Source organism: Deinococcus sp. NW-56, from assembly GCF_002953415.1.
Taxonomy (GTDB): Bacteria; Deinococcota; Deinococci; order Deinococcales; family Deinococcaceae; genus Deinococcus.
Window position 1 is genome coordinate 340744 of sequence record NZ_CP026516.1, and the last position, 25823, is coordinate 366566.

General features: G+C 69.9%; 27 protein-coding genes. 14 read left to right on the forward strand and 13 right to left on the reverse strand.

Annotated features, from left to right (window positions below; all coding sequences use genetic code 11):
* Positions 1-92: 92 nt before the first annotated feature.
* Positions 93-644, reverse strand: coding sequence for a GNAT family N-acetyltransferase (locus C3K08_RS01805; RefSeq protein ID WP_104989783.1), 552 nt, complete (start codon positions 642-644; stop codon positions 93-95).
* A gap of 81 nt (positions 645-725) precedes the next feature.
* On the opposite strand from C3K08_RS01805, the gene C3K08_RS01810 reads away from it, so the two are divergent.
* Together C3K08_RS01810 and C3K08_RS01815 are read left to right on the forward strand one after the other, a co-directional pair.
* Positions 726-1004, forward strand: coding sequence for a DUF3006 family protein (locus C3K08_RS01810; protein WP_234009119.1), 279 nt, complete (start codon positions 726-728; stop codon positions 1002-1004).
* Complete coding sequence (locus C3K08_RS01815; RefSeq protein ID WP_104989784.1) at positions 1001-2008, forward strand: ComEC/Rec2 family competence protein; 1008 nt, start codon at positions 1001-1003, stop codon at positions 2006-2008. Before C3K08_RS01810 ends, C3K08_RS01815 begins: the two co-directional genes overlap by 4 nt.
* Position 2009: 1 nt before the next feature.
* Here the strand turns inward: C3K08_RS01815 and C3K08_RS01820 are convergent, their stop codons facing one another.
* Entirely contained in the window at positions 2010-2477 is a 468-nt protein-coding gene (locus C3K08_RS01820) for an Ohr family peroxiredoxin (RefSeq protein WP_104989785.1), read from the reverse strand.
* 103 nt (positions 2478-2580) lie between these two features.
* Between C3K08_RS01820 and C3K08_RS01825 the strand changes: the two genes are divergently transcribed.
* Both C3K08_RS01825 and C3K08_RS01830 read left to right on the forward strand, forming a co-directional pair.
* Positions 2581-3327, forward strand: a complete 747-nt coding sequence (locus C3K08_RS01825; protein ID WP_104989786.1) for an FAD-dependent oxidoreductase — start codon at positions 2581-2583, stop codon at positions 3325-3327.
* Positions 3324-4334, forward strand: coding sequence for a tRNA (guanosine(46)-N(7))-methyltransferase TrmB (locus tag C3K08_RS01830; RefSeq protein ID WP_104989787.1), 1011 nt, complete (start codon positions 3324-3326; stop codon positions 4332-4334). The genes C3K08_RS01825 and C3K08_RS01830 overlap by 4 nt, the downstream gene beginning before the upstream one ends.
* Here C3K08_RS01830 and C3K08_RS01835 read toward each other — a convergent pair.
* A complete protein-coding gene (locus tag C3K08_RS01835; protein WP_104989788.1) occupies positions 4315-4746 on the reverse strand; it encodes an SCP2 sterol-binding domain-containing protein in 432 nt (143 codons plus the stop codon). The genes C3K08_RS01830 and C3K08_RS01835 overlap by 20 nt on opposite strands.
* 156 nt (positions 4747-4902) lie before the next feature.
* On the opposite strand from C3K08_RS01835, the gene C3K08_RS01840 reads away from it, so the two are divergent.
* Positions 4903-5199, forward strand: a complete 297-nt coding sequence (locus tag C3K08_RS01840) for a hypothetical protein (RefSeq protein ID WP_104989789.1) — start codon at positions 4903-4905, stop codon at positions 5197-5199.
* A gap of 96 nt (positions 5200-5295) precedes the next feature.
* Positions 5296-6216 carry a class I SAM-dependent methyltransferase gene (locus C3K08_RS01845; RefSeq protein WP_104991861.1) on the forward strand — a complete coding sequence of 307 codons (921 nt, stop codon included), beginning with the start codon at positions 5296-5298 and terminating at the stop codon, positions 6214-6216.
* A gap of 6 nt (positions 6217-6222) precedes the next feature.
* Here C3K08_RS01845 and C3K08_RS01850 read toward each other — a convergent pair whose 3' ends face one another.
* The 5 genes from C3K08_RS01850 to C3K08_RS01870 form a co-directional block, all read right to left on the reverse strand.
* Complete coding sequence (locus C3K08_RS01850; RefSeq protein WP_104989790.1) at positions 6223-6585, reverse strand: DoxX family protein; 363 nt, start codon at positions 6583-6585, stop codon at positions 6223-6225.
* Between the two features lie 60 nt (positions 6586-6645).
* Positions 6646-7377 carry a ribonuclease PH gene (rph, locus tag C3K08_RS01855; protein WP_104989791.1) on the reverse strand — a complete coding sequence of 244 codons (732 nt, stop codon included), beginning with the start codon at positions 7375-7377 and terminating at the stop codon, positions 6646-6648.
* Positions 7374-8204, reverse strand: coding sequence for a glutamate racemase (gene murI, locus C3K08_RS01860; protein ID WP_104989792.1), 831 nt, complete (start codon positions 8202-8204; stop codon positions 7374-7376). Before murI ends, rph begins: the two co-directional genes overlap by 4 nt.
* 334 nt (positions 8205-8538) lie before the next feature.
* Positions 8539-9603, reverse strand: coding sequence for an IS4 family transposase (locus C3K08_RS01865; RefSeq protein WP_104989793.1), 1065 nt, complete (start codon positions 9601-9603; stop codon positions 8539-8541).
* A 353-nt stretch (positions 9604-9956) separates the two neighbouring features.
* Complete coding sequence (locus tag C3K08_RS01870) at positions 9957-11183, reverse strand: PLP-dependent aminotransferase family protein (protein ID WP_104989794.1); 1227 nt, start codon at positions 11181-11183, stop codon at positions 9957-9959.
* Positions 11184-11323: 140 nt separating this feature from the next.
* Between C3K08_RS01870 and fba the strand changes: the two genes are divergently transcribed.
* From fba to C3K08_RS01890, 4 genes are all read left to right on the forward strand, one after another.
* Positions 11324-12241: a class II fructose-1,6-bisphosphate aldolase gene (fba, locus tag C3K08_RS01875; protein ID WP_104989795.1), complete on the forward strand. Its 918-nt coding sequence runs from the start codon at positions 11324-11326 to the stop codon at positions 12239-12241.
* Positions 12242-12344: 103 nt separating this feature from the next.
* Complete coding sequence (locus tag C3K08_RS01880) at positions 12345-13067, forward strand: hypothetical protein (RefSeq protein ID WP_234009121.1); 723 nt, start codon at positions 12345-12347, stop codon at positions 13065-13067.
* Positions 13068-13186: 119 nt separating this feature from the next.
* A complete protein-coding gene (locus C3K08_RS01885) occupies positions 13187-15781 on the forward strand; it encodes a S8 family serine peptidase (RefSeq protein ID WP_104989797.1) in 2595 nt (864 codons plus the stop codon).
* Positions 15782-15903: 122 nt separating this feature from the next.
* The gene (locus C3K08_RS01890) at positions 15904-16329 is read left to right on the forward strand and encodes a CBS domain-containing protein (protein ID WP_104989798.1); all 426 of its coding nucleotides are present in this window, start codon (positions 15904-15906) and stop codon (positions 16327-16329) included.
* A 61-nt stretch (positions 16330-16390) separates the two neighbouring features.
* Here C3K08_RS01890 and C3K08_RS01895 read toward each other — a convergent pair whose 3' ends face one another.
* The 3 genes from C3K08_RS01895 to dnaK form a co-directional block, all read right to left on the reverse strand.
* Positions 16391-17311 (reverse strand): DnaJ C-terminal domain-containing protein, encoded by a 921-nt coding sequence (locus tag C3K08_RS01895; protein ID WP_104989799.1) that lies wholly within the window; start codon positions 17309-17311, stop codon positions 16391-16393.
* Positions 17312-17388: 77 nt separating this feature from the next.
* Positions 17389-18015 carry a nucleotide exchange factor GrpE gene (locus tag C3K08_RS01900; RefSeq protein ID WP_104989800.1) on the reverse strand — a complete coding sequence of 209 codons (627 nt, stop codon included), beginning with the start codon at positions 18013-18015 and terminating at the stop codon, positions 17389-17391.
* 103 nt (positions 18016-18118) lie between these two features.
* Complete coding sequence (gene dnaK / locus C3K08_RS01905) at positions 18119-20005, reverse strand: molecular chaperone DnaK (protein WP_104989801.1); 1887 nt, start codon at positions 20003-20005, stop codon at positions 18119-18121.
* Positions 20006-20249: 244 nt separating this feature from the next.
* Here dnaK and ftsH point away from each other — a divergent pair, with 244 nt between their 5' ends.
* The 3 genes from ftsH to C3K08_RS01920 all read left to right on the forward strand — a co-directional run bounded on the left by ftsH (position 20250) and on the right by C3K08_RS01920 (position 24073).
* Positions 20250-22112, forward strand: coding sequence for an ATP-dependent zinc metalloprotease FtsH (ftsH, locus tag C3K08_RS01910; protein WP_234009122.1), 1863 nt, complete (start codon positions 20250-20252; stop codon positions 22110-22112).
* A 181-nt stretch (positions 22113-22293) separates the two neighbouring features.
* The gene (locus tag C3K08_RS01915) at positions 22294-23778 is read left to right on the forward strand and encodes a carboxylesterase/lipase family protein (RefSeq protein ID WP_234009123.1); all 1485 of its coding nucleotides are present in this window, start codon (positions 22294-22296) and stop codon (positions 23776-23778) included.
* Between the two features lies 1 nt (position 23779).
* Positions 23780-24073 (forward strand): hypothetical protein, encoded by a 294-nt coding sequence (locus C3K08_RS01920; protein WP_158679810.1) that lies wholly within the window; start codon positions 23780-23782, stop codon positions 24071-24073.
* A 64-nt stretch (positions 24074-24137) separates the two neighbouring features.
* On the opposite strand, the gene C3K08_RS01925 is transcribed toward C3K08_RS01920, so the two are convergent.
* Positions 24138-24899 carry a DsbA family oxidoreductase gene (locus C3K08_RS01925; RefSeq protein ID WP_104989804.1) on the reverse strand — a complete coding sequence of 254 codons (762 nt, stop codon included), beginning with the start codon at positions 24897-24899 and terminating at the stop codon, positions 24138-24140.
* 112 nt (positions 24900-25011) lie between these two features.
* On the opposite strand from C3K08_RS01925, the gene msrB reads away from it, so the two are divergent.
* Positions 25012-25479, forward strand: coding sequence for a peptide-methionine (R)-S-oxide reductase MsrB (gene msrB, locus C3K08_RS01930; protein WP_104989805.1), 468 nt, complete (start codon positions 25012-25014; stop codon positions 25477-25479).
* Positions 25480-25539: 60 nt separating this feature from the next.
* Here msrB and C3K08_RS01935 read toward each other — a convergent pair whose 3' ends face one another.
* Positions 25540-25737, reverse strand: a complete 198-nt coding sequence (locus tag C3K08_RS01935) for a hypothetical protein (RefSeq protein WP_104989806.1) — start codon at positions 25735-25737, stop codon at positions 25540-25542.
* Between the last annotated feature and the right edge of the window lie 86 nt (positions 25738-25823).

Consider the following 25823-nt stretch of genomic DNA (forward strand, 5'->3'; position numbering starts at 1 on the left):
TCTCCTGGGGCCGTCCGCGTGGGGAGGGCCGGTATGGGGGGATTGGGGTTGCGCCCCCACTATGCCGCGCCCGGCGTTGAGGAGACGGAGGGTTAGGCCATTTCTGCTAGCCGCGCCCGCACCCCTGGCCACTCCGCCCGCACCACCGAATACATCACCGTGTCACGCATCGTCCCGTCCGGCCGCCGCATATGCGACCGCAGCACGCCCTCGCGCACAGCCCCAAGCCGCTCAATAGCCCGCTGGGAGCGGACATTGAGAATGTCGGTCTTGAGCTGCACGCGCTCCATCCCCATCTGCTCGAAGGCGTGCGCGAGCAGCAGCCGTTTCATCCGGCGGTTGACGCCCGTGCCGTGCCAGCGGGGGTGCAGCCAGGTCCAGCCGATCTCCAGACCTGCGTGCGCGGCGCGGATGTCCCCGTAGCGGGTGCTGCCCGCCACTTCGTCGCCCACCTCCACCACGAAGGGCAGGGCGTCGGGGGCCTCCAGCGCCGCCGTGTAATAGGCCGTGCTGGACGGCGGCGACCCCATCAGCCGCAGTTCCCCCGCGCAAGACTCGGCCAGGGCACACAGGCTGGGAATGTCCCCTCCCGTCAGGGGCCGCAAGGTCAGGTCGCCGTCTCGCAGCGTCACGTCGTGGTGCATGGGGGCAGTGTGACAGGGGAGAGGCCCGCCCGGACCGAGTGCGCTCTGGGCAGAAGTGGCCCGCCGCGCTACGCTGGGGGCGTGAACGACGGGCCGGAACGCTGGACGGTGGACGCCATTGAGGACAGTCCACGGGGACGCCTCGCGCGGGTGGAACGGGCGGATGGCCTGACCTTCGACGTGCCCCTGCACGCGCTGCCCGAGGGCGTGCGCGAGGGCGACCTGCTGGCGGTGGTGGAAGGGCCGGACGGCGTGACCCTGCACCTGTTGTCCGACGAGACCGCCGCCCGCCGCCGCGCCGCCCAGCGCCGTCTCGACGCCCGGAACGCCGAGGGTGGGGAAGAGGAGATCAGCCTGTGAGCGCCCGACCGACTCCGAAGGCCAAAGCGCCTGCTTCCCGCAAGCCTGCGGCCAAGGCCAAGAAAGCCCCCGCCCGCAAGTCCGCTCCAAAAGGCGCGAAAGGCAAACGCCGGGGCGGGCCGGGACCGTCCGACCTGCTGGGGCTGTTCGTGCTGCTGCTCACGGCGGGACTGGCCGCTTGCGCGGGCAAGGAAGTGCTGAGGGGCGGCAGCGGGGACCAGAAGACCGACCCCCAGGCCCCTACCGGGCAGATGGTGATTCGCTTCCTCGACGTGGGGCAGGGGGACGCGGTGCTGGTCCGCAGTCCCGAGGGCAAGACCATGCTCTATGACGGGGGCCGCAGCGCCGAGCGGATGCGGACGCACCTGGACACCTATGGGGTGGACGAGATTGACCTGATGGTCGCCAGCCACGCCGACGCCGACCACATCGCGGGCCTGGTTCCGGCGGCGCAGCGGGCCAAGCCGACCCTCTTTATCAACAACGGATTGGCCGGAACCACCCAGACCTGGGAACGGCTGGTGAACGCACTGGAGGAGGCCGGGACCACCTTCCAGAAGGCCAACAAGCAGGTGGTCAACCTGGGCAGCGTGAAGGTCCGGGTGATCGCCCCGCCCCCCGGCATGGGTGACGACCAGAACGAGAACAGCGTGGGCGTGCGGATCGAGTTCGGGGACTTCCGCGCCCTCCTCACCGGCGACAGCGAGAAACCCGAGACCGAGGCGTGGCTGGAACAGGACCGCCCCGAGATCAGGGGTCCCTTCCAGGTGTACAAGAGCATTCACCACGGCGCCGCCAACGGCGACCACGCCGCCTGGCTCGCCACGGTTAGACCGGAGAACGTGGTCATCGGCGTGGGCGAGAACAACTACGGGCACCCCACGGGGACGGCCCTGAGCCTTTACCGCGAGACCGGCGCCCGCGTCTACCGCACCGACCGTCAGGGCACGGTGACCTTCACGGCAAACGCGGACGGCACCTACACGGCGACGACCGACCGTTGATTTAGCCTGCGGTTTCCTCGTCTAGCACGGTCAGCCGCACGCCCACCGACTCCCCCAGGGCGCGGCAGTAGGGGCACAGCGCCTTCGCCTCCTGCACCATCCGCTCGGCCTGCTCGCGGTCCAGACCCGGCAGCAGGATGCGCAGTTCCACGTCAAGGTGGTAGCTGGGGTCCGCGTCGTCCTCGCGGCGCAGGCCGACCACCCCGGTCACCTGCGAGGTCCCGAAGGTGATCCCGTCGCGCCGGGCGATCATGCCGATGGCACTCTGAAAGGACGCGGCGTAGGCGGCGGCGAACAGTTGCTCGGGGTTGGTGCCCACGCCGCCGTCGCCGCCGAGTTCCTGTGGCACGCTGAACTTCACGCCGAGGTGATGGTCGGGCGTCTCGATGTACCCATTGCGCCCGCCGTGCGCGGTCGCCTCGCTGCGCGTCAGGACTTTGCCGCCTGGTTGCTCGCCTTGCTGGGTCATGCCGCCCACGCTAGGCGGCGGGCACCCGCGCGGACGGTAGGCAGGCTGACCGTGTGAAGGGACGGTGGGGAAGGCCCGCCCCGATGCCCTACACTTCGTCCCGATGTCAGGCCCCTCCTCTCCCCGCAGCCTGCCGCAGCCGGGGCACCTCTACGACGTGGCCGTGATCGGCGCGGGCCTCGCGGGCACCGAACTCGCGTGGTGGCTGGCCCGCGCCGGGCAGGACGTGCTCCTCGTCACCCAGGCCCTCGACCACCTCGGCAACCTGTATGGCCCGACCACCCACGGCGCGGACTTCCCGCCCGGCAGCCTGTTCGCCGGTGTCGCCGCCCACATGGCCCCCGACACCGACGGCTGGACCTTCCACCGCCTCCTCAAGGCCGAGGTGGAGGCCACTCCCGGCATTCATCTCCTGCAAAGCACCGTCACCGGGCTGGAGGAGGAAGGCGGACGGCTCACCCTCGCTACCTGGGAAGGCCCCGCCCTGCACGCCCGCCGGGGGGTGCTCGCGGTCGGCGCCTTTCTGAAGGGCCGCCTCTTGATCGGCGACACGATGGAGGAGGCCGGGCGTCTTTCCGAGGTCGCTTACGACTTCCTGGCCGATGACCTCGCCCGCTCGGGCGTGTGGATGATCGGCAGCGAGCAGGAGGCCGCCGGGGTGGACGGGGCGCCGCCCTACACGGTGCGCTTCCTGACCCCCGCGCCGGGCGAGCTGGAGGGGTTCCGCGTGACCCGCTTTGACCACCTCTATGCCCTGGGCCGCTGCACGCCGGGCGAGCACACCTACCGCAGCGTGCTGGAGGACGCCGCCCGCCTCGCTGGGGAACTGCTGGGGGAGGGCGAGGCATGATCTATAACTTCTCGGACTTTCATTTCCCCGACCGCCCCGCCCGGCTGTACCCGGACACGCCGGAGCGCCCCTGGATTCTGGAGGTCGGCTTCGGGGATGGCCGCTTCTGGCCGCACTTCGCCGCGAGCTTCCCCGAGGCCCCCAATTACCTCGGCGTGGAAATCAGCGGCACGTCGCTGCTCAAGGCCGAGCGGCGGCTGCGGGCGGCGGGGCTGTCCAATGCCGTGCTGACCCGCCTGCCCGCCACCCCCCTGATCCGCGAGGTGGTGCCGCCGGGAGCGCTGGACGCCATCGTGGTGAACTTTCCTGACCCCTGGCCCAAGGCGGGCCACGAGGAGCACCGCCTGCTGCGGGCACCCTTCTTTCGGCTGGCCGCGAGCCGCCTGAAACCCGGCGGGGCCGTGCTGTTCACCACCGACCACGAGGAATATTTCGAGTTCGCCTGCCGAGAGGCCGAGGCGAGCGGCGTGATGGCCGTTCACCTCACCGAGCCTCCGCCCCCCGCCGCGCTGGAAACCAAATACGCCCGCAAGTGGCGCGACCTCGGCTTGGACCCCCGGCACGCCCGCTTCGTGCCGACGGCTTCAGCCTCCACCCTGGCGGACGAGTTCCCCGTCACCGCCGCCCGCTTTCCCGACTCCGAGGATGCCCCTGCCGTGCCCCACGCGATCCTGACCCTGCCCGCCGACTTCGCCCCCACCGCATTCGCCAAGCACACCGCCCGTGGCGGCGTTACCCGCGAGAACCCGGACGGCTGGACCGTCGTGCTGCTCGACCTTTACGCCAGCCTCGGCAAGGACGGCTGGGTGGCCCTCGCGCACGTCGTGGAGGGCGAACTGACCCAGGAGGTGCTCGTCGGCATCACCGCACGGGAGGACGGCTCGCACCTCATCCGGCTCTCGCGCTTCGGTGGCCCGGTGGTCACGCCTGGCGTGAAGGCGGCGGTGGGCGTGCTGACGGGCTGGCTGGAGGGGCAGGGGGCGCGGGTCACGCACCGGGGGTACTAATCCACCCCGCCGTCTCCTCTTCCTCCACCGCTGCCCGGTAGGCCGCCTGCATCGCCCGCATGCCGGGGGCCAGCGCCAGCGCGAGGGGCAGTGGCCCGCGCATCGTCATCTGGCCGGAGAGGACGGCAGCGGCGGGGTTCAGTTGCCCCAGCCACAGCGCGTGGGCCGTCTGGGCACTCAGGCCGAAGGTGAGGTCGCTCGTCTCCCCCCGCGCCGCCTCGCCCGTGGTCACCACCGCCCGCACTCCGCCCCGACCACTGACCCGGACCGTCACGTCGGGGTCGGTGATCTGGAAGGTGATGGCCGCCCGCCGCCCCACCAGCGCGTCGGCGTCGGGGTCGTGGTGGACGGCCCCCAGCACCCGCAGCAGGCGGGCTTCCAGCCGGGCGGCGGGACTCTCGGGGAGGGTCATGCCCCAGCAGACGCCGCTGCGCCGGGCGCCGGTGTAGTGGGTCCCACACTCGCCTGAAGCGGGGCTTCACCTCTGGGCGCGCCTGCATGAACGCTTACAGCTTGCCCTGCCCCAGCAGGGTGAGATGGCCGGGCACCATCACAAGGAGGTAGGGAAATGAACGAGCAGCTTCAGCAGACCCTGCAAGCCCTTCAGGGTGGCGTGACTGGCCTGGATGCCGGAAGCGCCATCCGCAACATCTCGGCCTGGGAGCAGACCCTGGGCGGCGCGGCGGGAGCCAGTGGCCTGACCAGCCAGCTCGCCAGCCTGCGCTCCATGCTGGAAAGCGGTGACACGGACGGCGCGGCGGCCCTGCTGCCCTCGCTCGCCGACGCCACCGAGCAGGCCGCGCAGATGGCCCCCGCCGCCGATCAGGACGGCCTGCGCCAGCTCGCCTCCATGCTGCGCCCCTGAGACCCCACTCCTCGCAGCGGCTCAGGCCTTCCGGGTCTGGGCCGCGTCCATTGGTCCCTTCCTCCGCCCCAGGGTAGGCTCGGACGCGCCGTGTCCCTGCCCCCTGCCCCGCACTTCACCCACGAACCCCTCTCCGTGATTCTGCCCGCCCTCCGCGTGGCCCTGGCCGAAGCGGGCGAGGTCACGTTCACCGTTCCCGACCCTGACCTGGGGCTGGGTCTCTACGCGGGCGAGGCGACCCCGCACGGCCTGCACCGCCCCTGGCAGACGTGGACCGACCTCGCGGACCTGCTGGGCGCCCACCTGCTTACCCCACAGCGGGTGGGGGAGGGCCGCGTGCGGCTGCGGCTGCGGGCCTGGGCCGCCGCGCCCGAGCCGGACGCCGGGGGCTACGGCGAGGGCGGCGACTGGGCGCGGGTGGACAAGCTCGAAGACCCGGTGTTCCTCTTCACGCTGGTGGAGGCGCTGCGCCGGGTCAGTCCCCCGGCAGGCGGACGGGTGCTCGCGCTGGGGGTGAACCGGGGCCGGGAACTCGACGCCCTGAAGTTGGCCTTTCCTGGCCGAAGGCTGGAGGCCGTCGGAGTGGACGTGGACGCTTCTGCACTCACAGCGGCGCGGGGGCGGCACCCTGGCGGCACCTTCTTGGAACTCGACGTGACCACCCTGCCCCGACCGGAGTTGGGCCGCTTCGACCTCGTCCTCGCGCTGAGCCTGCTGCAGAGTCCCGGTATCCGGCAGGACGCGCTGCTCGCGGCCCTGCGGCGGCATCACCTCACGCCCGCGGGGGGACTCGTGCTGGGCTATCCCAACGCCCGCTACCGCGACGGCTTGCTGAGCTACGGCGCGAGGCTGCGTAACTTCGCCCGTCCCGACCTCAGCCTGCTCGCCGCCGACGTGACAGAAGCCCGCCGGGGACTCCAGAAGGCGGGCTTCAAGGTGTTCGTGACGGGCAAATACGAGGTGCTCGTCACGGCGATTCCGGCGGGGGCGCGGACGCCGACCGGGTTGGAGCTGTAACCCGGCTCAGCGGCGGCGGCTGCCCACCGCCAGCAGCGCCCCGAACAGGGCGAGGTTCTTCAGGAACTGGTTTTGCTGCTGCTGGCGCTCGCGGCCATCGCGGTCCCAGAAGGGGTGGCCGATCACGGTGGTCGGCACCAGGCTGATCGCCAGCGCCGCGCTCGCCGTGCGGGGGGCGATCCCCAGCGCGAGCAGGGTCCCGGCGCCCACCATCACGGCGCTGTTGGCCTTGACCGCGAGTTCGGGCTGGGGGATTTCCGCGCCGCGCGTGGCCCGCACGATGGGTTCGGGGTTCTGGAGGTGGTCCAGTCCGTTCTTGATGAAGATGCTGGCGAGCAGCGCCCGCCCGATGGCTCCCGTCACGCTCATGTGGCCTCCTTAGCTTGAGACGACAGTATAGGGGCGCGCCCCCGCCGGAGTGGCCCCCGCCTACAGTTGCCGCCCCAGGTCCCGCAGCAATCCGCCCACCGCTTCTACCCCCACCGTCAGCAGCTGCACGTACTCGTCGGGGGAGATGGGGCCTTCCTCGGCCCCGCCCTGCGCCTCGATGACCAGTCCGGCCTCGGTGGCGACCACGTTCAGGTCGGCCCGCGCGACCTTGTCCTCGGCGTAGTCGAGGTCCACCCGCACCTCGTCGCCCACCAGCCCCACGCTGGCGGCCCCCACGGCATGCACCAGCGGCCACTCGGTCAGCGTGCCGGAGTGGATCAGGCGGTCGCACAGGTCGTGCAGCGCGGCGTACCCGGCCAGCACGCTGGCGACGCGGGTGCCGCCGTCGGCCACCAGCACGTCGCAGTCCACGTAGAGGGTCTGGTTGCGGAAGTGCCGCAGGTCAATGGAGGCCCGCAGCGCCCGCCCCAGCAGCCGCTGAATCTCGTGGCGGCGGCCGTTTTGCAGGTTGCGCTCGCGGGCCTGGCGGTCGGTGGTGGCGCGGGGCAGCATGGCGTACTCGGCGGTCAGCCAGCCTTCCTTCTTGCCGCGCATGTGGGGCGCGGGTTTGTCCTCGATGCTGACGGTCGCCAGGATCTCGGTGCGCCCGAGTTTCAGGTGGGCGCTGCCGGGCGCGTGGGGGTTGATGGCCCGCTCCAGCACGAGGGGCCGGGGGGTCAGGAGGTCGCGGCCCTCGCGCACGGGGAGCCGGGAGGAGGGGGAAGAGGTCAAGTCGTCACCTGCTGCACCGTGACATTGTGCCCGTCTTCGCCCGTGAGAAGAGCGATGACGGGCCGGGAGACTTCCGGGTCCCCGGTCACGAGGTAGGTCACGTGCCTGTCCCCCGTCCCCTCCCGCAGCCTCCGCGACGCCGAGAGGACGTTGCGGGCGTGCCGCGCCACCGCTGCCCCCGAATCCACCAGCGTGAAGGTATCCCCGAACTCGGCCCGGATGCTGGGCGCCAGAAAGGGATAGTGGGTGCAGCCCAGCACCAGTTGATCGGCCCCGGCCTCGGCCAGGGGGGTCAGCACTTCACGCAGCACGGCCCGCGCCTGCTCACCCCCCGCCTGTCCCGCCTCCACCAGCGGCACGAGTTCGGCGCTCACGGCGGTCAGGACCCGCACCCCGGCCGGGTGCGCGAAACGTTCGATCACGTCCTTGAGGAGCGTGCCGCGCAGGGTCCCCGGCGTGGCGAGCACGCCCACCACCCCGGTGCGCGTCGCGGCCACGGCGGGCTTGACGGCGGGCACGAGGCCGATCACGGGGAAGTCCGGTCCGAACCGCTCCCGCAGGTGCGTCAGGCTGAACGCCGAGGCCGTGTTGCAGGCCACGACGACGCCCCCCGCCCCCCGCGCGTGCAGCGCCGTGACCGCTCGGTCGGTGAGATCACGAATCTCCTCGTCGGGCCGCCCCCCGATGGGCACATGCGCCGTGTCCGCGAGATACAGGAAGTCCTGCCCCGGCATCACCCGGCGCAGTTCCGAGAGCACGCTCAGACCCCCCACGCCGGAGTCGAACACGCCCAGGGGAGCCTCGGAAGGAGTCGGCGGCGGGGTCATCGGGGGGGATGATAGCGGGGTCGGGGAGTCAGAGGCGGCACTGGGGCGGAGGGCCGCTGGGTGTGCGCCAGACGGCCGCCGGAAAAGTGAATCTCTTCAAGCGGGCATTCAACGTGCCGGGGCGGGTGTCCCCGAACTCCACGGTGACGGGCCAGCGCCATTCCCGGTAGTCGAAGAAGTCATCGGGATCGTCGCCTTGTGGGGGCTGGGCCAGCAACCCAATGTGCCAAGCCGCGAGGCAGTCGGGGTCGTAACGGGTTCCCTGCGTCAGCTCGTCATAGTCGCTGGGGAGAACGGTCCGTAACCCGGTCGGGTTGAGGACGGAGACCCCTGACTACCCTTCAAAACGCGGCATGAGAGTCGCGAGGGTGTGCCAAGACGACCGAGAGGGATGCAGCAGCAGATCTTGAAGATGGTCGAGGCCAAGCCGGAACACGGACACCGCACGGTGTCCGTGTTTCTTGATCCGTACGCCTTTCTCGGTTACCAGCAGCTCCCCAGTTACACAGGCCCAGATAAACGCCACACCGACCACCGTCAGCAGGGTGGAGACCCGTTCAGCACGGGTTAGCCCGGTGTCTTCCAGATTGAAGCCCCTCGTTTTGAGCGCGGAGTGCAAGTTTTCTGCCTGCCAACGCTGGGCATACCGTCGGAGATTCGGTCCCACGTGCCCCCGATAAGCGAGGTACAGCGTCTCCCCGGCCGCGTTCTTCGTCGCGGCCACCCGGAGTGACACACCGTAGATCAGGGTCTGGCGTCGCCAGACCCTGACTTCGCCCACTTGGAGCTTGTTGAACACAGCCCACACGGGCAGACGGTGTTGGCCGATGGTGGCGCGTGCAGGCAAGCGAATACAGGGAGCGATGCTGTGCTGATCGAGGAAACGAAACCAGTGCTGGCCGATGAATTCTCGGTCTGCCAGCAGGCACCGGACCTGCCGATCCGGGCAAAACGTCAGGAAGCGCAACACGAGTGATTCCCGAGTACGGGAATCACTCGCCCCACCATGTGGGAGCAATGCCCACATGAGGGGCAGACTGAACCCGTTCCACACAGCAGAAAGCAGCAGGATGTTCACGTCCTGCTGGCCGAGTCGCCAGTTGGTCCGGTCGAGGATCAGATCGACGGGACCGTCCGGCAGGAAGGACAGCGCAAATCTGGGAAACAAACCCTCGGGGAAAGGAAATTGGACGAAGCGACAGAGTCGCTGGTAGCGAGCTGTGAGCGTACCTGGCAACGGAACATGGGTCTTGAGGGTGTAGAGGACGACCGTGCGAGCCTGAATGACCGCCAGGACCAAGGCGGTGAAGACCATCAAGCGGCGGGCATCAAGGGGGAAGGCAGACCGCAGAACGGTCTGCAAGGTATCGTGAGGGGGTCGGCTCTTGGGTGCTTTCATCGCAGAAACACCGTATAGGAGCCGACTTTCTGCTGCCTGTCATCCGTTTTGAAGAGTAGTCAGCGGAGACCCGCAATGCCCGGTCGTCCTCAATCACGCCGAACGCGGCGAAGTCGGGACGCCCTCCCAGGCTGTCCCTGAGATACCCGGTCATTATCTCCTGAGCGGTAGGCGTGAACTCGTCCACTACCTGCGGCACGAACCACCCCAGTGATCCCGAAACGAGTGCCACCAGCCCCAGCGAACTCCAATATCTGCGCCGCGAGATCATCCGTGCAGCATGGCAGGCGTTGGCCTGGCGGGTGGACGAAAAAGAGGCCCCCACGTGGAGGCCTCCTGAATCCCTCAGAGCTTCAGTCCATCGCTCCCCGGAACGTCTCGGCCAGCGCCCGGATGCCGCGCTCGATCTGCTCGGGAGTGGCGCTGGAGTAGCTCAGGCGCATGGTGTTGGCCCCGCCGCCCAGCGCGAAGAAGGGGCGGCCCGGCACGTAAGCCACGCCGCGCTCCAGGGCACGCGGGAAGAGTTCGGTGGTGTCCAGCGCCTCCGGCAGCGTGACCCACAGGAACATGCCGCCTTCGGGTTCGGTGAACTCCACGCCCGCCGGGAAGTGCTCCCGGAGGCGGCTCACCATGTCCTGCGCCCGCTCGCCGTAGGCCTGCTTCACGATCTCGATCTGGCGCGGCAGCACCTCCTGCACCAGCTCGGTGATGATCATCTGGTTGAAGATCGGCGTGTGCAGGTCGGCGCCCTGCTTGGCCTGCACCAGCTTCTCAATGATGAGGTGCGGCCCCTGCACCCAGGCGTCGCGCAGGCCGGGCACCAGCGTCTTGGAGAAGGAACCGGAGTACAGGACGTGGTTGCGCTCGGGATCGCCGCCCGCGTATTCCATGCCGAGGGTAAACAGGCTGGGCAGCGCCTCGCCCCGGAAGCGCAGCTTGCCGTAGGGGTCGTCTTCCAGCACCAGCACGCCGTACTGCCCGGTCAGCTCGACCAATCGGCGGCGGCGCTCCAGGCTCAGGGTGCGCCCGGTGGGGTTCTGGAAGTTGGGAATCGCGTACAGCAGCTTGACCCGGTGGGCCTTCAGCACGTCTTCCAGCGCGTCCACGTCGATCCCGTGCTCATCGGTGGGCAGCTCCACGTAGCGGGGACCGTAGGGCTGGAAGGATTGCAGGGCGCCCAGGTAGGTCGGCGCCTCGACGAGCACCACGTCCCCCTCGTCAATCAGAATCTTGCCGAGCAGGTCCAGGCCCTGCTGGCTCCCGGTCACGATCTGCACGTGTCCCGGTGTCAGGCCGGGGGTCTGGGCCGCGATCCACTCGCGCAGGGGGAGGTGGCCTTCCGTTGTTCCGTACTGCACGGCGGCGGGGCCGTAGCGGTCGAGGACCGTGTTGGCCGCGGCCCGGATCGCGTCCAGCGGAAACAACTCGGGGGCGGGCAGGCCCCCCGCGAACGAGATGATCTCGGGGCGCTGCGTGAGCTTGAGCAGTTCGCGAATGGCGCTGACGCTCATGCGCCCGGCACGGGCCGAAAGCAGGGGCGCGAAATCCACGTCGGGCCGCGTGGGGAGGGTGGGGGTCATGGGTCCATCCTACCCCCGCCCGCCCCGCCGCCCCGAGAGCCGGGGCACGGTGTCCGGGGACGCTGGACCCAGCCGGGTTAGGATGTCAGGGCACATTCCGGCCTGCACCGTCACCAGCTCAGGCCGATCAAGGAGGACTCATGCTCGTCACCGGTAGCGACATTCTGGTTCCCGCCCGCGCGGGGCGCTACGGCGTTCCCTCGTTCAACACCAACAACATGGAGATTACCCAGGCGATCATCCACACCGCCGAGCGGCTGCGCTCGCCCGTGATGGTCCAGATGTCCGAAGGCGCCATCAAGTACGGCGGCCAGGACCTCGCCAACATCGTCATCGACCTCGCAGGGCGGGCGACCGTCCCCGTCGCGCTGCACCTTGACCACGGCTCGTCCTACGAGTCGGCCCTCAGGGCGATCAAGATGGGCTTCACCTCCGTCATGATCGACGCCTCGCACCACGGGTTCGAGGACAACGTCCGGGAGACCCGCCGCGTCGTGGAGGCCGCGCACGCGATGGGCATCTCGGTCGAGTCCGAACTCGGGCGCCTGGGCGGCATCGAGGAGCACATCGTCGTGGACGAGAAGGACGCCTTCCTCACCGACCCCGAGGAAGCCGTGCAGTTCATCGAGCAGACGGGCACCGATTACCTCGCCATCGCCATCGGCACCTCGCACGGGGCGTACAAGGGCAAGGGCCGTCCCTACATCGACCACGCCCGCATCGAGAAGATCGCCTCGCTGACGACCATCCCGCTCGTCGCGCACGGCTCCTCCGGCGTTCCGGCCGAGATCGTCCAGCGTTTCCGCGACTCGGGCGGCGAGATCGGGGACGCGGCGGGCATCGCCGACGAGGACCTCCAGCGGGCCACGGGGCACGGCATCGCCAAGGTCAACGTGGACACCGACCTGCGCCTCGCGAGCACCGTCGCCATTCGCGAGGTGCTGCAGAAGCACCCCAAGGAGTTCGACCCCCGCAAGATTTTCGGCCCCGCCCGCGACCTGATGGGCCAGATCGTGGAGCACAAGCTGCGGGTGCTGGGGAGCGTGGGCAAGGCCTGACCGGCTGCTCGCCGACATGACCGGTTCCTGACGCGGGGATGATGCCCCGGACGCGCAGGGTAGCGGGCAATTCTCACCCTGGGCGCGTATGCTCCGCCGTGGCATGCGCGCCCTTCGCCTTTCCCTGATGATGCTGCTGCTGGGCAGCGTGACCCTGGCTCCCGTCGAGGTTCAGGCCGCGCCCGTCGGTGTGGCGCTGCCCAGCGGCTGGCTGCCCCGGCTGGTGGCCCTGCTGCCGCAGCCGGGGCAGAGCGCCCAGATCATGAACTGGCAGGCCAGCCGACTGATCGTGACCCTGCCGGTCCGGGTCGTGGAGATGGGCGGCGACCGCGAGGCGCTGCGGGTAATCATGAGCAAGTTCTCGCGCGGCGAGAAGCCCGACTACGATCCCCGGCTGGGCATCAGCCGCGCCGAGTTCGAGAGTTACCTGCTGTTCGAGCCGTCGCTGGCCTCGGTCGGCAAGCGGGTCAAGCTCCCCGCGACCCGCGAGGGCAACCGACTGCGCTTCGGGGACGTGGCGGGCCTTGACGGGGTGCTGCGCGGGCTGGAGATCGACCTGCTGACGGGCGAGCTGCGCGCGCCCGAGGGATTTTCCGGCAAACCGCAGGCGTTCGTGGCGGGCAACGCGCAGGAGCGGGCGCTCGACGTGCAGAGCGGCTTTGAATGGAATCTACGCGGCAACGACCCCTACACCCAGAACGGGGTCAACCTGAACGTGCAGTTGCTGGCGCTGAGGGGGGGGCAGACCGTCCTGAGCGTCCGCCGCTTCAGCATGATGCGCGGCGCCATCAGCGACGGCCGGGTCATCGTGCAGTACGTCCGTTGAGCGGAGGACCCGCAGGCAGACTCCCTCCCCCGGGCGACTGACCCGACCCTGACTCCGCCTCAAGACGTCCTCACCTGCGCTTCAGGGGACGTCCTGGGGGGGCCGCTAGGCTGCCGGGTATGACCAAGACCAAGGCCACCTTGCTGCTCGGCGCGGCCCTGACGCTGGGCAGCGCCAGCCTCGCCGAGGCGGGAACGCTCTCGCCCACGCTGCTTCAGCGGGCGCAGCGCGGCGACCAGACGCCCACGGGCGTGATCGTCCGCTTCAAGTTCAGCAACACCGACCGGGGCCGGGCACTGTTCAAGAGTTCGCGTCAGCAGCTGCAGGCGCGGCTCGCGCAGCTTGGCGCCGCCGCCGGGTTTATCAACCAGGCCGTGAACTCGGGCCGGGTCACCCAGCTCTGGCTCGACCAGAGCATCTTCCTGCCGCTGACCCCGGTGCAGGCGCGGGCGCTCGCGGCGCTGCCCTTCGTGGACGCCGTCTTCGAGAACTTCAAGGTGCAGATTCCCCGTGCGGTGGCCCTCAGCCAGTCCTCGGCACCCACCGGCACCCCGTGGCACCTCCAGAGCATCGGGGCGCCCCAGGCGTGGGCTTCGGGCTTCCGGGGCCAGAACATCCGGGTGGGGCACCTGGACAGCGGCATCGACCCCAACCACCCCGAGTACGCGGGCCGCATCGCCGCCTTCGCCGAGTTCAACGCGGAGGGCGACCGCATCGGCAACACTCCGCGCGATACCACCAACCACGGCACCCACACCGCCGGATTGATTGCGGGCAAGACGGTGGGCGTGGCACCTGAGGCCCGGCTGATCAGTGCGCTGGTGCTCCCCAACAACGAGGGCACCTTCGCGCAGGTCATCGCGGGGATGCAGTACGTCCTCGACCCCGACAACAATGCCGACACCAACGACGGCGCCCAGGTCGTGAACATGAGCCTGGGGATTCCCGGCACCTACGACGAGTTCATCGTGCCGGTGCAGAACATGCTCAAGGCGGGCGTGGCCCCGGTGTTCGCGATCGGGAACTTCGGCCCGACCTCGGCCAGCACGGGCAGCCCCGGCAACCTCCCCGACGCCATCGGGGTGGGCGCGGTGGACCAGAACGGGCAGGTCGCGTCCTTCAGCAGCCGGGGTCCGGTCGCGTGGCAGGGGCAGATCAACGGCGTCTTCGTGAAGCCCGACATCGCCGCTCCCGGCGTGGCGATCACGAGTTCTTTCCCGAACGGCCAGTACGGGGCCTTGAGCGGCAGCTCTCAGGCCAGCCCCATCGCGGCGGGCGCGGTCGCCCTGATGCTCTCGGCCAAGCCGGGCACGGGTGTGGACGCGATCAAGAATGCGCTGTATACCTCCGCCAGCAACGCGGGGAGCAAGAACAACAACGTCGGCTACGGGTTGATCAGCGTGCCCGGATCGCTGGGCAAGCTCGGCGTGACGGCGGGCCAGCCCACTCCGGCTCCCGCCCCAGCGCCGACGCCCACTCCAGCCCCGACCCCTGCACCCACCCCGGCGCCGACTCCTGCACCCGCCCCCACGCCCGCTCCGACTCCGGCGCCCACGCCCGCACCTGCGCCCACCCCGGCCCCGACTCCCGCTCCGGCCAACCCCACGGGTCCGGCGGGCTTCGAGCTGTGCGCCGTGGAAGGCAGCTTCTGCGACTTCAAGGGCCAACGCGAGGCGGCCTTCGGCACCGCCGGGCGCTACCTGACAGGTATCGGCACCGACGGCTTCAACTGCACGGTGGCCGAGTGGGGCAGTGACCCCGCTCCCGGCGTGCGCAAGGGCTGCTTCATCAAGCCGGTGGCGGCCCAGCCCGCTCCTGCGCCTGCCCCCGCGCCGACTCCGGCTCCCACGCCCACGCCGCCCGCCAGTGGCACCAAGCCACGCGTGCTGCTGGTCGACGACGACATGGGCCAGGGTGCCGACGTGACGGCCGCGCTGCGCGACGCGATCCGGGCCAACGCGGCTGCGGGCGGCGCCTTTGTGTGGAACACCCAGACCCAGGGCGCGGTGCCCCTCTCCGAGATGCAGCGGGTGGACGTCGTAATCTGGGCGACGGGCGAGCAGTACCAGAACACCCTCACCGCGCAGGACCAGAACACCCTGCGCCAATACCTCGCGGGTGGGGGCCGCCTGCTCGTGACCGGGCAGGACATCGGCTATGACATCGGCGGCAGCGCCTTTTACACGGGGACCCTCAAGACCCGCTTCGTGGCGGACAGCTCGGGCACCCCGAAGCTGGTGACGCGCGGCGCGTTCGGCAACACCGCCTTTACCCTCAACGCGGCGGGCAGCGCGGGCAACCAGTACTACCCCGACGTGATCGCAGACCTCAGCGGCTCGCAGGTCGTCGCCTCCTGGGGCAGCGCGAACGCCACGGCGGGCACCATCACCGCCCAGAGCATCCGGGTGGACCCCAACACGGCCCGCGCCGGGCAGAAGGTGCAGGACCCGCGTGGTCTGGTCGAGCGCCTCGCCACGAACATCATCGGCGGCATTCTGGGGAGCATCTTCGGAACCCCGGCCCAACCGCAGGCCCAGGCCCAGACCCCCGCGCCGCGCGTGTCGGCCCAGAACGCGGGTGAGAACGCCGGGGCCATCGTTGCCAACGATGCGGGCGCCTACCGCACCGTCAACATGGGCTTTGGGCTGGAGGGCCTGACCCCCCAGAGCCGCGCCCTGCTGATGAAGACGAGCTTCGACTGGCTGATGCGCTGAGCCGGGAGTCGGGGACAGGGGAGAGGGCCACGCGCCTTCTCCCCTGTCTTCTTGTGTTCTTCTCTTAGCGCCTTTAGCTCCCTCCCACCGGACCCTGCCCTTTCACGGCGTAAGGTCCCCCCATGCCGACCCTTCGAGAGATCATGACCCCCAACCCCGTGACCGTGGACCCCCAGGCCACCCTCAAGGAAGTCGCCACCCTGATGCTCGAACAGGACATCGGGGCCGTGCTGGTGATGGACGGGGACCGCCCCAGCGGCATCATCACCGACCGCGACATCGTGATTCGGGCCGTCGCCTACGGCCATGATTACGGCACCGCCGTGACCGACTACACTACCGGCAGCGTCTTCACGATGGAAGCCGATGCTGACGTTCAGGAGGCCGCCCGCGAGATGGCCGACCGCCAGCTTCGCCGCCTGCCCGTCACGGACGGGGGCAAGATCGTGGGGATGGTCAGCCTGGGGGACCTCGCCGTCCGTGCGGGCGGGAGTGCCGACGAGACCGCCCTGCAAGGGGTCAGCCAGCCCAGCGTCGATCCCCAGTAACAGCGAACAGCCAACGGAAAAGGGCCGCCTCTTCACCGGGCGGCCCTGTTCGCTGGACGGTTCACGACCGCAGGTCGCGCAGCTTGCGGTACAGCTCCCGTTCCTCGTCGGTGAGGTCGCGGGGCACGGTCAGGTTCAGCCGGGCGTAGAGGTCGCCCCGCGTCCCGTCCCGCCTCGGCCAGCCCTGCCCGCGCAGGCGCATGCGGCGGCCTCCGCTGCTGCCGGACGGGACGGTAAGGGTCACGTTGCCGCCCAGGGTGGGCACGGTCACCGCCCCCCCCAGCGCCGCGACGGGCGTGGGGACGTCCACCGTGGTGATCAGGTCGTCGCCCTCCAGGTCGAAGCGGGCGTCTTCCAGCACCCGGATGGTGAGCAGCACGTCGCCGCCTCCCGGCGCCTGACCGGCCAGCCGCAGCCGGGAGCCATCGCGCGTTCCGGCGGGCACCCGCAGGGCGAGGCGTTTGCCGTCCACGTTGATGACCTCGTCGGACCCAGCGAAGGCTTCCTGCAGGGTGACCTGCAACTCGCCCTCCACGTTCTGCACGAATCTCCGCCCCTGGGTGCCGCCGATGCCGCCGAGCAGGTCGTCGAGGTTGACCTGTCCGCCGCCCGGAAAGCCTCCCGCGCCCCCCTGAAAGCCGCCGCCCCGCCGTCCTCCCATGCCGAAGAGGCCCTGGAAGAAGTCGCTGAACTGCGAGGGGTCGAAGCCCGCGAAGTCGCCGCCCTGGAAGTTTCCGGCGTCGCCGTAGCCCGGCGGCACCTGCCCGGTGTGGCCGAACTGGTCGTAGAGCTTGCGCTTTTCCGGATCAGAGAGGACCGCGTAGGCTTCCCCGATCTCCTTGAAGCGGTCGGCGGCCTTCTCGTCCCCCTGGTTCTTGTCGGGGTGGTACTGCTTGGCGAGCTTGCGGTACGCGCTTTTGATGTCCGCGTCTGAGGCGCCGCGCGTGACGCCGAGGACGTTGTAGTAATCCTTGTATGCCATAGGGAGCCTCCAGCGTTCAGCGGCCAGCCGCCAGCGGGAACGGAGTTGTCACGGGCTGGCGGCTGACCACGGGGTGCTCACTGCTTCTTGCCCACCACCACCCGCGCGGGCCGCACCGAGCGGTCGCCCATGCGGAACCCGAGCTGGTAGACCTGCACGATCACGTCGTCCTCGTCGGCGGGCACGACTTGAATCGCCTCGTGCCAGCGGGGGTCGAAGACCTCGCCCTCGCGCCCGGTGACTTCCAGGCCCAGCCCGCTGAAGACCAGCAGCACCTTGTTCTGCACGGCCTGCATGCCGGGAATCAGCTTGGCGGGGTCGCCCGTGCCCATGCTCAGCGCCCGGTCGAGGTCGTCGTAGACGGGCATCAGGGCCTCGGCGGCCTTCGCCACCCCCTGCCCCTGGGCGGCGTCCACGTCCTCCTGGGTGCGGCGGCGGTAGCTCTCGAAGTCGGCGGCGAGGCGCCCCAGCCGATTCTTCAGCTCGGCGTTTTCCTTCTCCAGCTCGTCGGCCCGTTCGAGCTTGCCCATCATCTCCTGCACCTGGGCGAACATCCCCTCGTCCATGCCGGGGAAGCCCGCCGCGTCAAGGTCCTCTTTGAGGTTGTCCGTCTCGGCGGTCGGGAGGTCCGTGTCGATTTCGGTGCCGGTGTCGGCGTCCACGGTCTTCTTCTGGTTCTCTGTGTTCTGGTCGTCCTGGGTCATGGGGGTCCCCCGTCTGCGAAACATGGTGTGAAGATAGGGGAGAGGGGCCAATTAGCCGTCCTCTCCCCTGGGTGTGTGGTCTTGCGCGGAGTGGACGCTGGGCTCAGTCGGCGGGCTTGAAGTCCGCGTCGATCACGTCGTCGTCCTGCTTCTGGGCCTGGCCCTGGGCGGCGCCGTCCTGACCCTGTCCGCCCGACTGCGCGGCGGTCATAAAGGTGCGGAGTTCATCTTCGAGCCGCTTCTGGGCGCTCTCGATGCGGCTGTCGTCGTCCGAGCGCACGGCGTCCTCGGCCTCGTCGGCGGCGGCCTTCAGGCGGTCCTTGGCATCCTGGGCGGCCCCGGCGTTCTCGTCGAGTTGCGTCAGGGCCTGCACCCGCAGCGAGTCGAGGTTGTTGCGCTTCTCGACCTTCTCGCGGCGCTGGCGGTCGGCCTCGGCGTTCTGCTCGGCCTCGCGCACCATGCGCTCCACGTCGCCCTTGTCGAGGGTGGTGGTGTTCTCGATACGGATGGACGCTTCCTTGCCGCTGGTCTTCTCCTTGGCGGTCACGTGCAAGATGCCGTTCGCGTCGATGTCGAAGGTCACCTCGATCTGCGGGCGGCCAGCGGGCATGGGCGGAATGCCTTCGAGCTTGAAGCGGCCGAGGCTCTTGTTGTCGGCGGCCATCGGGCGCTCGCCCTGCAGCACGTTGATCTCCACGCCGGGCTGGTTGTTCTCGGCGGTGGTGTAGATCTCGGTCTTCTTGGCCGGGACCGTGGTGTTGCGGGTGATCATCGGGGCGATCATGCCGCCCTTGACCTCCACGCCTAGGGTCAGCGGGGTCACGTCCACCAGCACGATGTCACCGAGGCTGGAGTCGCCCTGGATGATGCCCGCCTGCACCGCCGCGCCCAGCGCCACGGCCTCGTCGGGGTTGACCGACTCGTTGGGCGTCTTGCCGATGATGTCCTGCACGATGCGCTTGACAGCGGGGATACGCGTCGAACCACCGACCAGAATCACTTCGTCGATCTGCGAGGCGTTCAGCTTGGCGTCCGCGAGGGCCTGCTCGACCGGGTGCCGCACGCGGCGCAGCAGGTCGGCAGTCAGCTCCTCGAACTTGGCCCGCGTCAGGCTGCGCTCCAGGTGCAGCGGGGTGCGCGTCTCGGGGTCGAAGGTGATGAAGGGGAGGCTGATGGTGGTCTCGGAGGCGTTGCTCAGCTCAATCTTGGCCTTTTCGGCGGCCTCGATCAGGCGCTGGAGGGCCTGGGGGTCCTTGCGCAGGTCGAAGTTGTGCTCTTTCTGGAACTCGCCCGCCAGCCAGCCCACGAGGCGCTGGTCGAAGTCCGCGCCGCCGAGGTGCGTGTCGCCGGAGGTGGATTTCACCTCGAAGACGCCGTCGCCGAGTTCGAGGATGGTCACGTCGAAGGTGCCGCCCCCGAGGTCGAACACGAGCACCGTCTCGTTGCCCTTGCGCTCCAGCCCGTAGGCGAGCGCGGCGGCGGTCGGCTCGTTGATCACGCGCAGCACGTTCAGGCCCGCGATCTCGCCCGCCTGCTTGGTCGCTTCACGCTGCGAGTTGTCGAAGTACGCGGGCACGGTGATGACCACGTCGCGGATCTTCTCGCCCAGCTTGGCGGACGCGTCGTTGACAAGCTTGCGCAGGACTTCCGCGCTGACCTGCTCGGGGGCGAGGTCCTGGCCGTTCACCTCGATACGCACCGACCCGCCGGGGCCTTCCTTGACCACGAAGGGAGCGCGGCCCGCTTCCTCGCGGATCTCGTCCCAGCGGCGGCCGATAAAGCGCTTGACCTCGAACAGGGTGGCCTGGGGGTTCAGCGCGGCCTGACGGCGGGCGATCTGCCCGACGAGGCGCTCGTCGCCCTTGTACGCCACGACCGAGGGGGTGGTGCGGGCGCCTTCGGCGTTCACGATGACTTCGGGGCGCCCGCCTTCCATCACGGCGATCACAGAGTTGGTGGTACCGAGGTCGATTCCGACAGCTTTGGGCATGGTGACTCCTTGGGAAAGAGAAGTGAGGGGTGCAGACGTAAGATTCTGCTGCCCAGTGGACAGCAGTTCTGAACTGCGAACAGCATAAGGCTACAGTTTGGAGCTGTCAATAGACTTGAGTGCATGGCGCTCAACCTCGGGGACGGGATGGTCCGCCGCACATCGCTAGTTCTCTTCCAGAGTTTCCCGACCCCATCGGCCTACACTGGGGCATGACATGGGGCCGGGGGCAGGGGGCACGCGGGTGAAACGCGGCGCCTGGGGCTGGGCACTGGCGGCGGCGGTGGGGGCGCTGCTGCTCCTGATTATCGTGCTGAGTCCCCGCAGCCGCCCGGACGAACTCGGGCTGGACGACCTTGCGGCGGCGCTGCGGGCCGGCGAGGTCCAGACGCTCACCGTGCAGATTCAGAACAACACCGCCCTGCTGACGGGTCGGCTGGACGATGGGGAGTCGTTCCAGACCCGCACCCTGGCCGCCGATCCCCTGATCGCGCTGCCCCGGCTGGAGGCGGCGGGCGTGGAAGTCACCTATGCCGCGCCGCCCCGCCTGAGCGTGATCACGCTGGTGAGCGGCCTGCTGACGGGTCTGCTGATCGTGGCGCTGCTCGTCCTGCTTTTCCGCCGACCCGGAGGCGGGGACAACGCGGCGGGGAACTTCGGGAAGTCGAAGGCAGCGGTGATCAGTGAGGGGCAGATCAAGCTCACCTTCGCCGATGTCGCGGGCTGTGACGAGGCCAAGAGTGACCTGCAGGAAGTCGTCGACTTCCTGCGCCACCCCGAGCGCTACCACCAGCTCGGTGCCCGCATCCCCCACGGGGTGTTGCTGGTCGGTCCTCCCGGCTCCGGCAAGACCCTGCTCGCCAAGGCGGTCGCGGGCGAAGCCCGCGTCCCCTACTTCTCCATCTCCGGCTCCGACTTCGTCGAGATGTTCGTTGGCGTCGGCGCCGCCCGCGTCCGTGACCTCTTCGAACAGGCCCGCAAGTCCGCCCCCTGCATCGTCTTCATCGATGAGATCGATGCCGTGGGTCGCAAGCGTGGGGTCAACCTCCAGGGCGGCAACGACGAGCGGGAACAGACGTTGAATCAACTGCTCGTGGAGATGGACGGCTTCGCCTCGGGGCAGGAGGTCATCATCCTCGCCGCCACCAACCGCCCGGATGTGCTGGACGCGGCGCTGCTGCGTCCAGGACGGTTTGACCGTCAGGTGGTCGTGGACGCCCCCGACGTGCGGGGGCGGGAGATGATTCTGCGCATCCATGCCCGCAAGAAGCCGCTGGACCCCAGTGTGGATCTCGGCGTGATTGCCAGAAGGACGGCGGGGATGGTGGGCGCAGATCTGGAGAACTTGCTGAACGAAGCGGCACTAGGGGCGGCACGGGCGGGCCGGTCGAAGATCGTGATGCGGGACGTGGAGGAGGCCAGGGACCGGGTGCTGATGGGACCGGAACGAAGAAGCCTGGTGGTGCGGGAAGCCGACCGTCGGGTCACCGCCTACCACGAGGTCGGTCATGCCCTTGCCGCTCAGCTCCTGCCCCACGCGGACAAGGCCCACAAGCTGACCATCGTCCCGCGTGGGCGGTCGCTGGGGTCGGCGCTCTACACGCCGGAGGACCGGATGCACCACACCCGCGCCGCGCTGCTCGACCGCCTCTGCGTGGCGCTCGCCGGGCACGCCGCCGAGGAGGTCGCCACCGGGGAGGTCACCACGGGTGCGGCGAGTGACTTTCAGCAGGCCACCGGCCTCGCCCGCCGCATGGTCACCGAATGGGGCATGTCGGAAGTCGGGCAGCTCGCGCTGGCGCAGGAGAGCGGCGGCTTCCTGGGCTACGGCCCGCAACAGGGCGTCTACAGCGACCACACCGCCGAGCGCATCGACGCGGAGGTGGCCCGTATCCTGAACGGCCAGTACGAGCGGGCCGTGGGGCTGCTGCGCGAGCACCTGCATGTGCTGCACCGCCTGACCGACGAACTGATCGTGCGCGAGTCGCTGAGCGGGGAAGAACTCGTCACCATCCTGCAGGGCGGGTCGCTCTCGACCCCGGCCTTCCCGGAGGATGACGGTGAAGCGCCCGCCGCCTCGCCCGGTCTGACCCCCAATCCGGCCTGAAGTTTCGCCCCTAGTTTGCCCCTGGCCCGGTTCTCTAGGCTGGGGGCATGACGTTGCGACGCTCCCCCCGGTCCCTGGCGCTGCTGGCCGCCGCCCTCCTGACGGCGGCCTCCGCCCAGGCCACCCCCCGGTTCCGCCCACCCCCGCGCTGCCCGCCACCCCCGCCGTCACCGGTCAGCCTGTGCAGGCGCGGGTCACCGAGGGGGTGCTCGTGGGCCGCGAGGGGGACGGCGTGCGCGTGTGGCAGGGCATTCCGTTCGCCGCGCCCCCCGTGGGGGACCGCCGCTGGAGGGCGCCGCAGCCTCCCGCCCTGTGGGTGGGCGAGCGCGACGCCTCGCGCCCCGGCAACGCCTGCCTGCAACCCGCCCGGGCGGACGGTGGCGGGGGTGGGGTGCGCGGGTCGGAGGACTGCATGTACCTCAACGTGACGGCCCCGGCGAACGCCCGGAATGCCCCGGTGATGGTCTGGGTGCACGGCGGCTCCTTCCGCTCGGGCGCGGGCAGCGACTACGACGCGCGGGTGCTGGCCCGAGAGCAGGGCGTGGTCGTGGTCACGGTGAACTACCGCCTGGGGGCGCTGGGCTTTCTCGCCGCGCCGGAGCTGCTGGAGGGGCGCACGGTGGGCAATTACGGCCTGCTCGACCAGCAGGCGGCCCTGCGCTGGGTGCGGGCAAACGCGGCCTCGTTCGGGGGCGACCCGCGCAACGTGACTCTCTTCGGGGAGTCGGCGGGCGGCATGAGTGTGTGCGCCCAGCTCGCCTCGCCGGGCGCGGCGGGCCTCTTTGACAAGGCCATCCTCCAGAGCGGCCCCTGCACCCCCGAGATCAACACCGTGCCCGTGACCCAGGCGCTGAAGACCGGGGCCGCCTACGCCCGCGCCCTGGGCTGCCCGGAGGGGGACGCCGCCTGCCTGCGCCGGGTGCCCGCCGAGCGGCTGCTGACGACCCAGGTTCCCGGCACGCGGGCGCCCGGCACCGTCGCCCTGCCCCCCGTCTACGGCGACGGCACCGTACCCGTGGGTCCCGCCGAGGCCTTCCGCCGGGGCGAGGTTCACCGCGTTCCCCTGATCGTGGGGAGCAATCAGGACGAGGGGACCCTCTTCGTGGCGCCGCTGGGGGCGCAGCGGGACCTGCCGCGCTGGCAGTACGTCGTCCTCGTCGCGCTGCTGGAACGCTGGAACGCGCCGCGCGTGCTCGCCAACTACGCCACCCGCGACTACGAGACGGTGGGGCTGGCCGCCGCCGCCATCGCCGGAGACGGCCTGTTCGCCTGCCCGGTGAACGACCTGTCGCGTGACCTGGCCCGCGTGACGCCCGTGTACGCCTACGAGTTCCGCGACCGCACGGCCCCCATCAACCTGCCCGCCACCGCCACAGTGCCGCGCTACGGGGCCTACCACGCCGCCGAGATCATCAGCGTGTTCGGCACCCCGCTGCCCGGCCTCGCCAGCCCCGCGCAGTTCACCCCCGCACAGGCCGACCTCGCCCGCACCATCCGCGCCTACTGGGGCAACTTCGCCCGCACGGGGAATCCCAACGGTGTAGGCGTGCCGGGGTGGACCCGCCTTGACCCCGCCCGGGGCAACGTGTTGAGCCTCGCCCCTGGCGTGATCGGCGAACGCCTCGACTTCCGCCAGGAACACCGCTGCGAGGTCTGGAGCCATTGAGGTGAGGGCCGCTCCAGTCGTGTTCCTGCTGCTCGCCGCGGCCCTACTGGGGTTCACCTGGGTGCTGCGGCGGGACCCCCTCGACCTGGCGGTGCTGGGGGCGGGCCTCGCGGCGCTGGTGCTGGTCCTGCGCCTGACCCTGCGGGGCGACGAACGCGGGCGACTGGCCCTGCGGGTCCTGGTCGCGCTGCTGGGGGGCGTGGCGATCTTCGGCGTGCGCGAGCCAGCCGGGGCGCTGCTGTTCGCCGCCGTCTTTTTCGGCAGCCAGATGCTGATGCAGTGGCTGGTGCGCTGAAGGTAAACGTCAACGGAACGGGCCGCCCTCCTCGGTGGGAAAAGGCAGCCCGTTTAACTTCGCGTCAGGTCTGGTTCGCCGTTCCGGGCACCGCGCAGGCGTCGCCCTCGCAGCCCTCGGCGGGGGCGTCCTGCGCCAGCAGGGTGAGGGGCGCGGGGTGGGTTTCGGCCCACACCTGCTCCAGCGCCGAACGCAGCACGTCGGGGGACTGGGCGCCGCTCACGCCGTACTTGCCCCCCAGCACGAAGAAGGGCACGCCGTTAATCCCCAGGGCACGGGCCTGCGCCTCGTCCTGGCGTACGGCGGAGGCGTGCTCGCCGGAGGCCAGGGCCGCCCGCACCTCATCCGCGTCCAGACCCACTTCTGCCGCCAGACGCACCAGCACCTCCGGGTCGCCCAGGAACTCGCCCTCGGTGAAGTAGGCCCGCAGCAGGCGCTCCTTCATGGCGTCTCCCTGACCCCTCTCGGCGGCTAGGTGAATCACCTGATGGGCCTGAAAGGTGTTGGTGGGCTGGAGGTCCCCGAAGTGGTAGTCCAGCCCCTCCTCCGCCGCCGTCTGAGTCATGGCGTCGAGCATCTGCTGGGCCTGCGCCTCGCTGCGGCCGTACTTGCCCGCCAGAATCGCACGCATGGACTGACCGGGCCGCGCGGCCACCGCAGGGTCCAGTTCAAAGGAGTGCCACACGACCTCGACCTGATCGCGCTGGGGGAAGTTCGCGAGGGCCGCCTCGAAGCGCCGCTTGCCGACGTAGCACCACGGGCAGGCGATGTCCGACCAGATGTCCACCCGCAGCTTGTCCGGAGAGGAGGGAGTGAAAGCTGTCATGGCTCCATTCTGCCCTGCTTTAAAAAACAAAGCAATGGGGTGGGGCACGTTTGGCGTCTGGGTCGGAAGAAGGCTCCTATTCCTGCGGGGCGGCTCTCCCTACACTCAGCCCATGACCACCGACCCGGCCCGGCCCCCCTTCGTCAAGCCCAGCGACGAGGAATTGCGTCAGCGGCTCACGCCCATGCAGTACCGGGTGACCCAGCAGGAGGGCACCGAGCGGGCCTTTACCGGCGAGTACTGGGACCACGAGGAACCCGGCCTCTACGTGGACGTGGTGTCGGGCGAGCCGCTCTTTTCCAGCCTCGACAAGTACGACGCGGGCTGCGGCTGGCCTTCCTTCACCCGCCCGCTGCCGGGCACGTCCCTGGCCGAGAACACCGACTACAAGATCGGCTACGCCCGCACCGAGGTCCGCTCGCAGGCGGCCGACTCGCACCTCGGCCACGTCTTTCCGGACGGCCCGCAGGAGGAGGGCGGCCTGCGCTACTGCATCAACTCGGCGGCGCTGCGTTTCGTGCCCGTGGCCGAGCTGGAAGCACAGGGCTACGGCGAGTACCTGAGCCTGTTCCAGAAGTAAGGTGAACAGGGGAGAGGGCCGCATAAACGATTTCCACGCGGCCCTCCGTCGCTGTCCTGTTCAGCTCTCGGTGGCGCCCGACCGTGCTCCGCCGTCCGCAGCCCCGGAGGAGTCGGCCCCCGTCTCGGCGCTGCCCGATGTGCCCGTGCTGCCCGCACCGCCCGCGCTGGTCTTGCCCGTCTCACGCTCGTGCTCCTGGCGCTGAGCGTAGGCGTCCTGCATCCGCTCGGCCTCGTTGCCCTTCCGGTCGTCGGTCATGGGGCCAGGGTAGGCAGCCGGGGCGAGCGCCGGGTGTGGGGCCTCCCAATCGGCCTTGAGGGTGATGAACGCCTGCGAGGGGAATG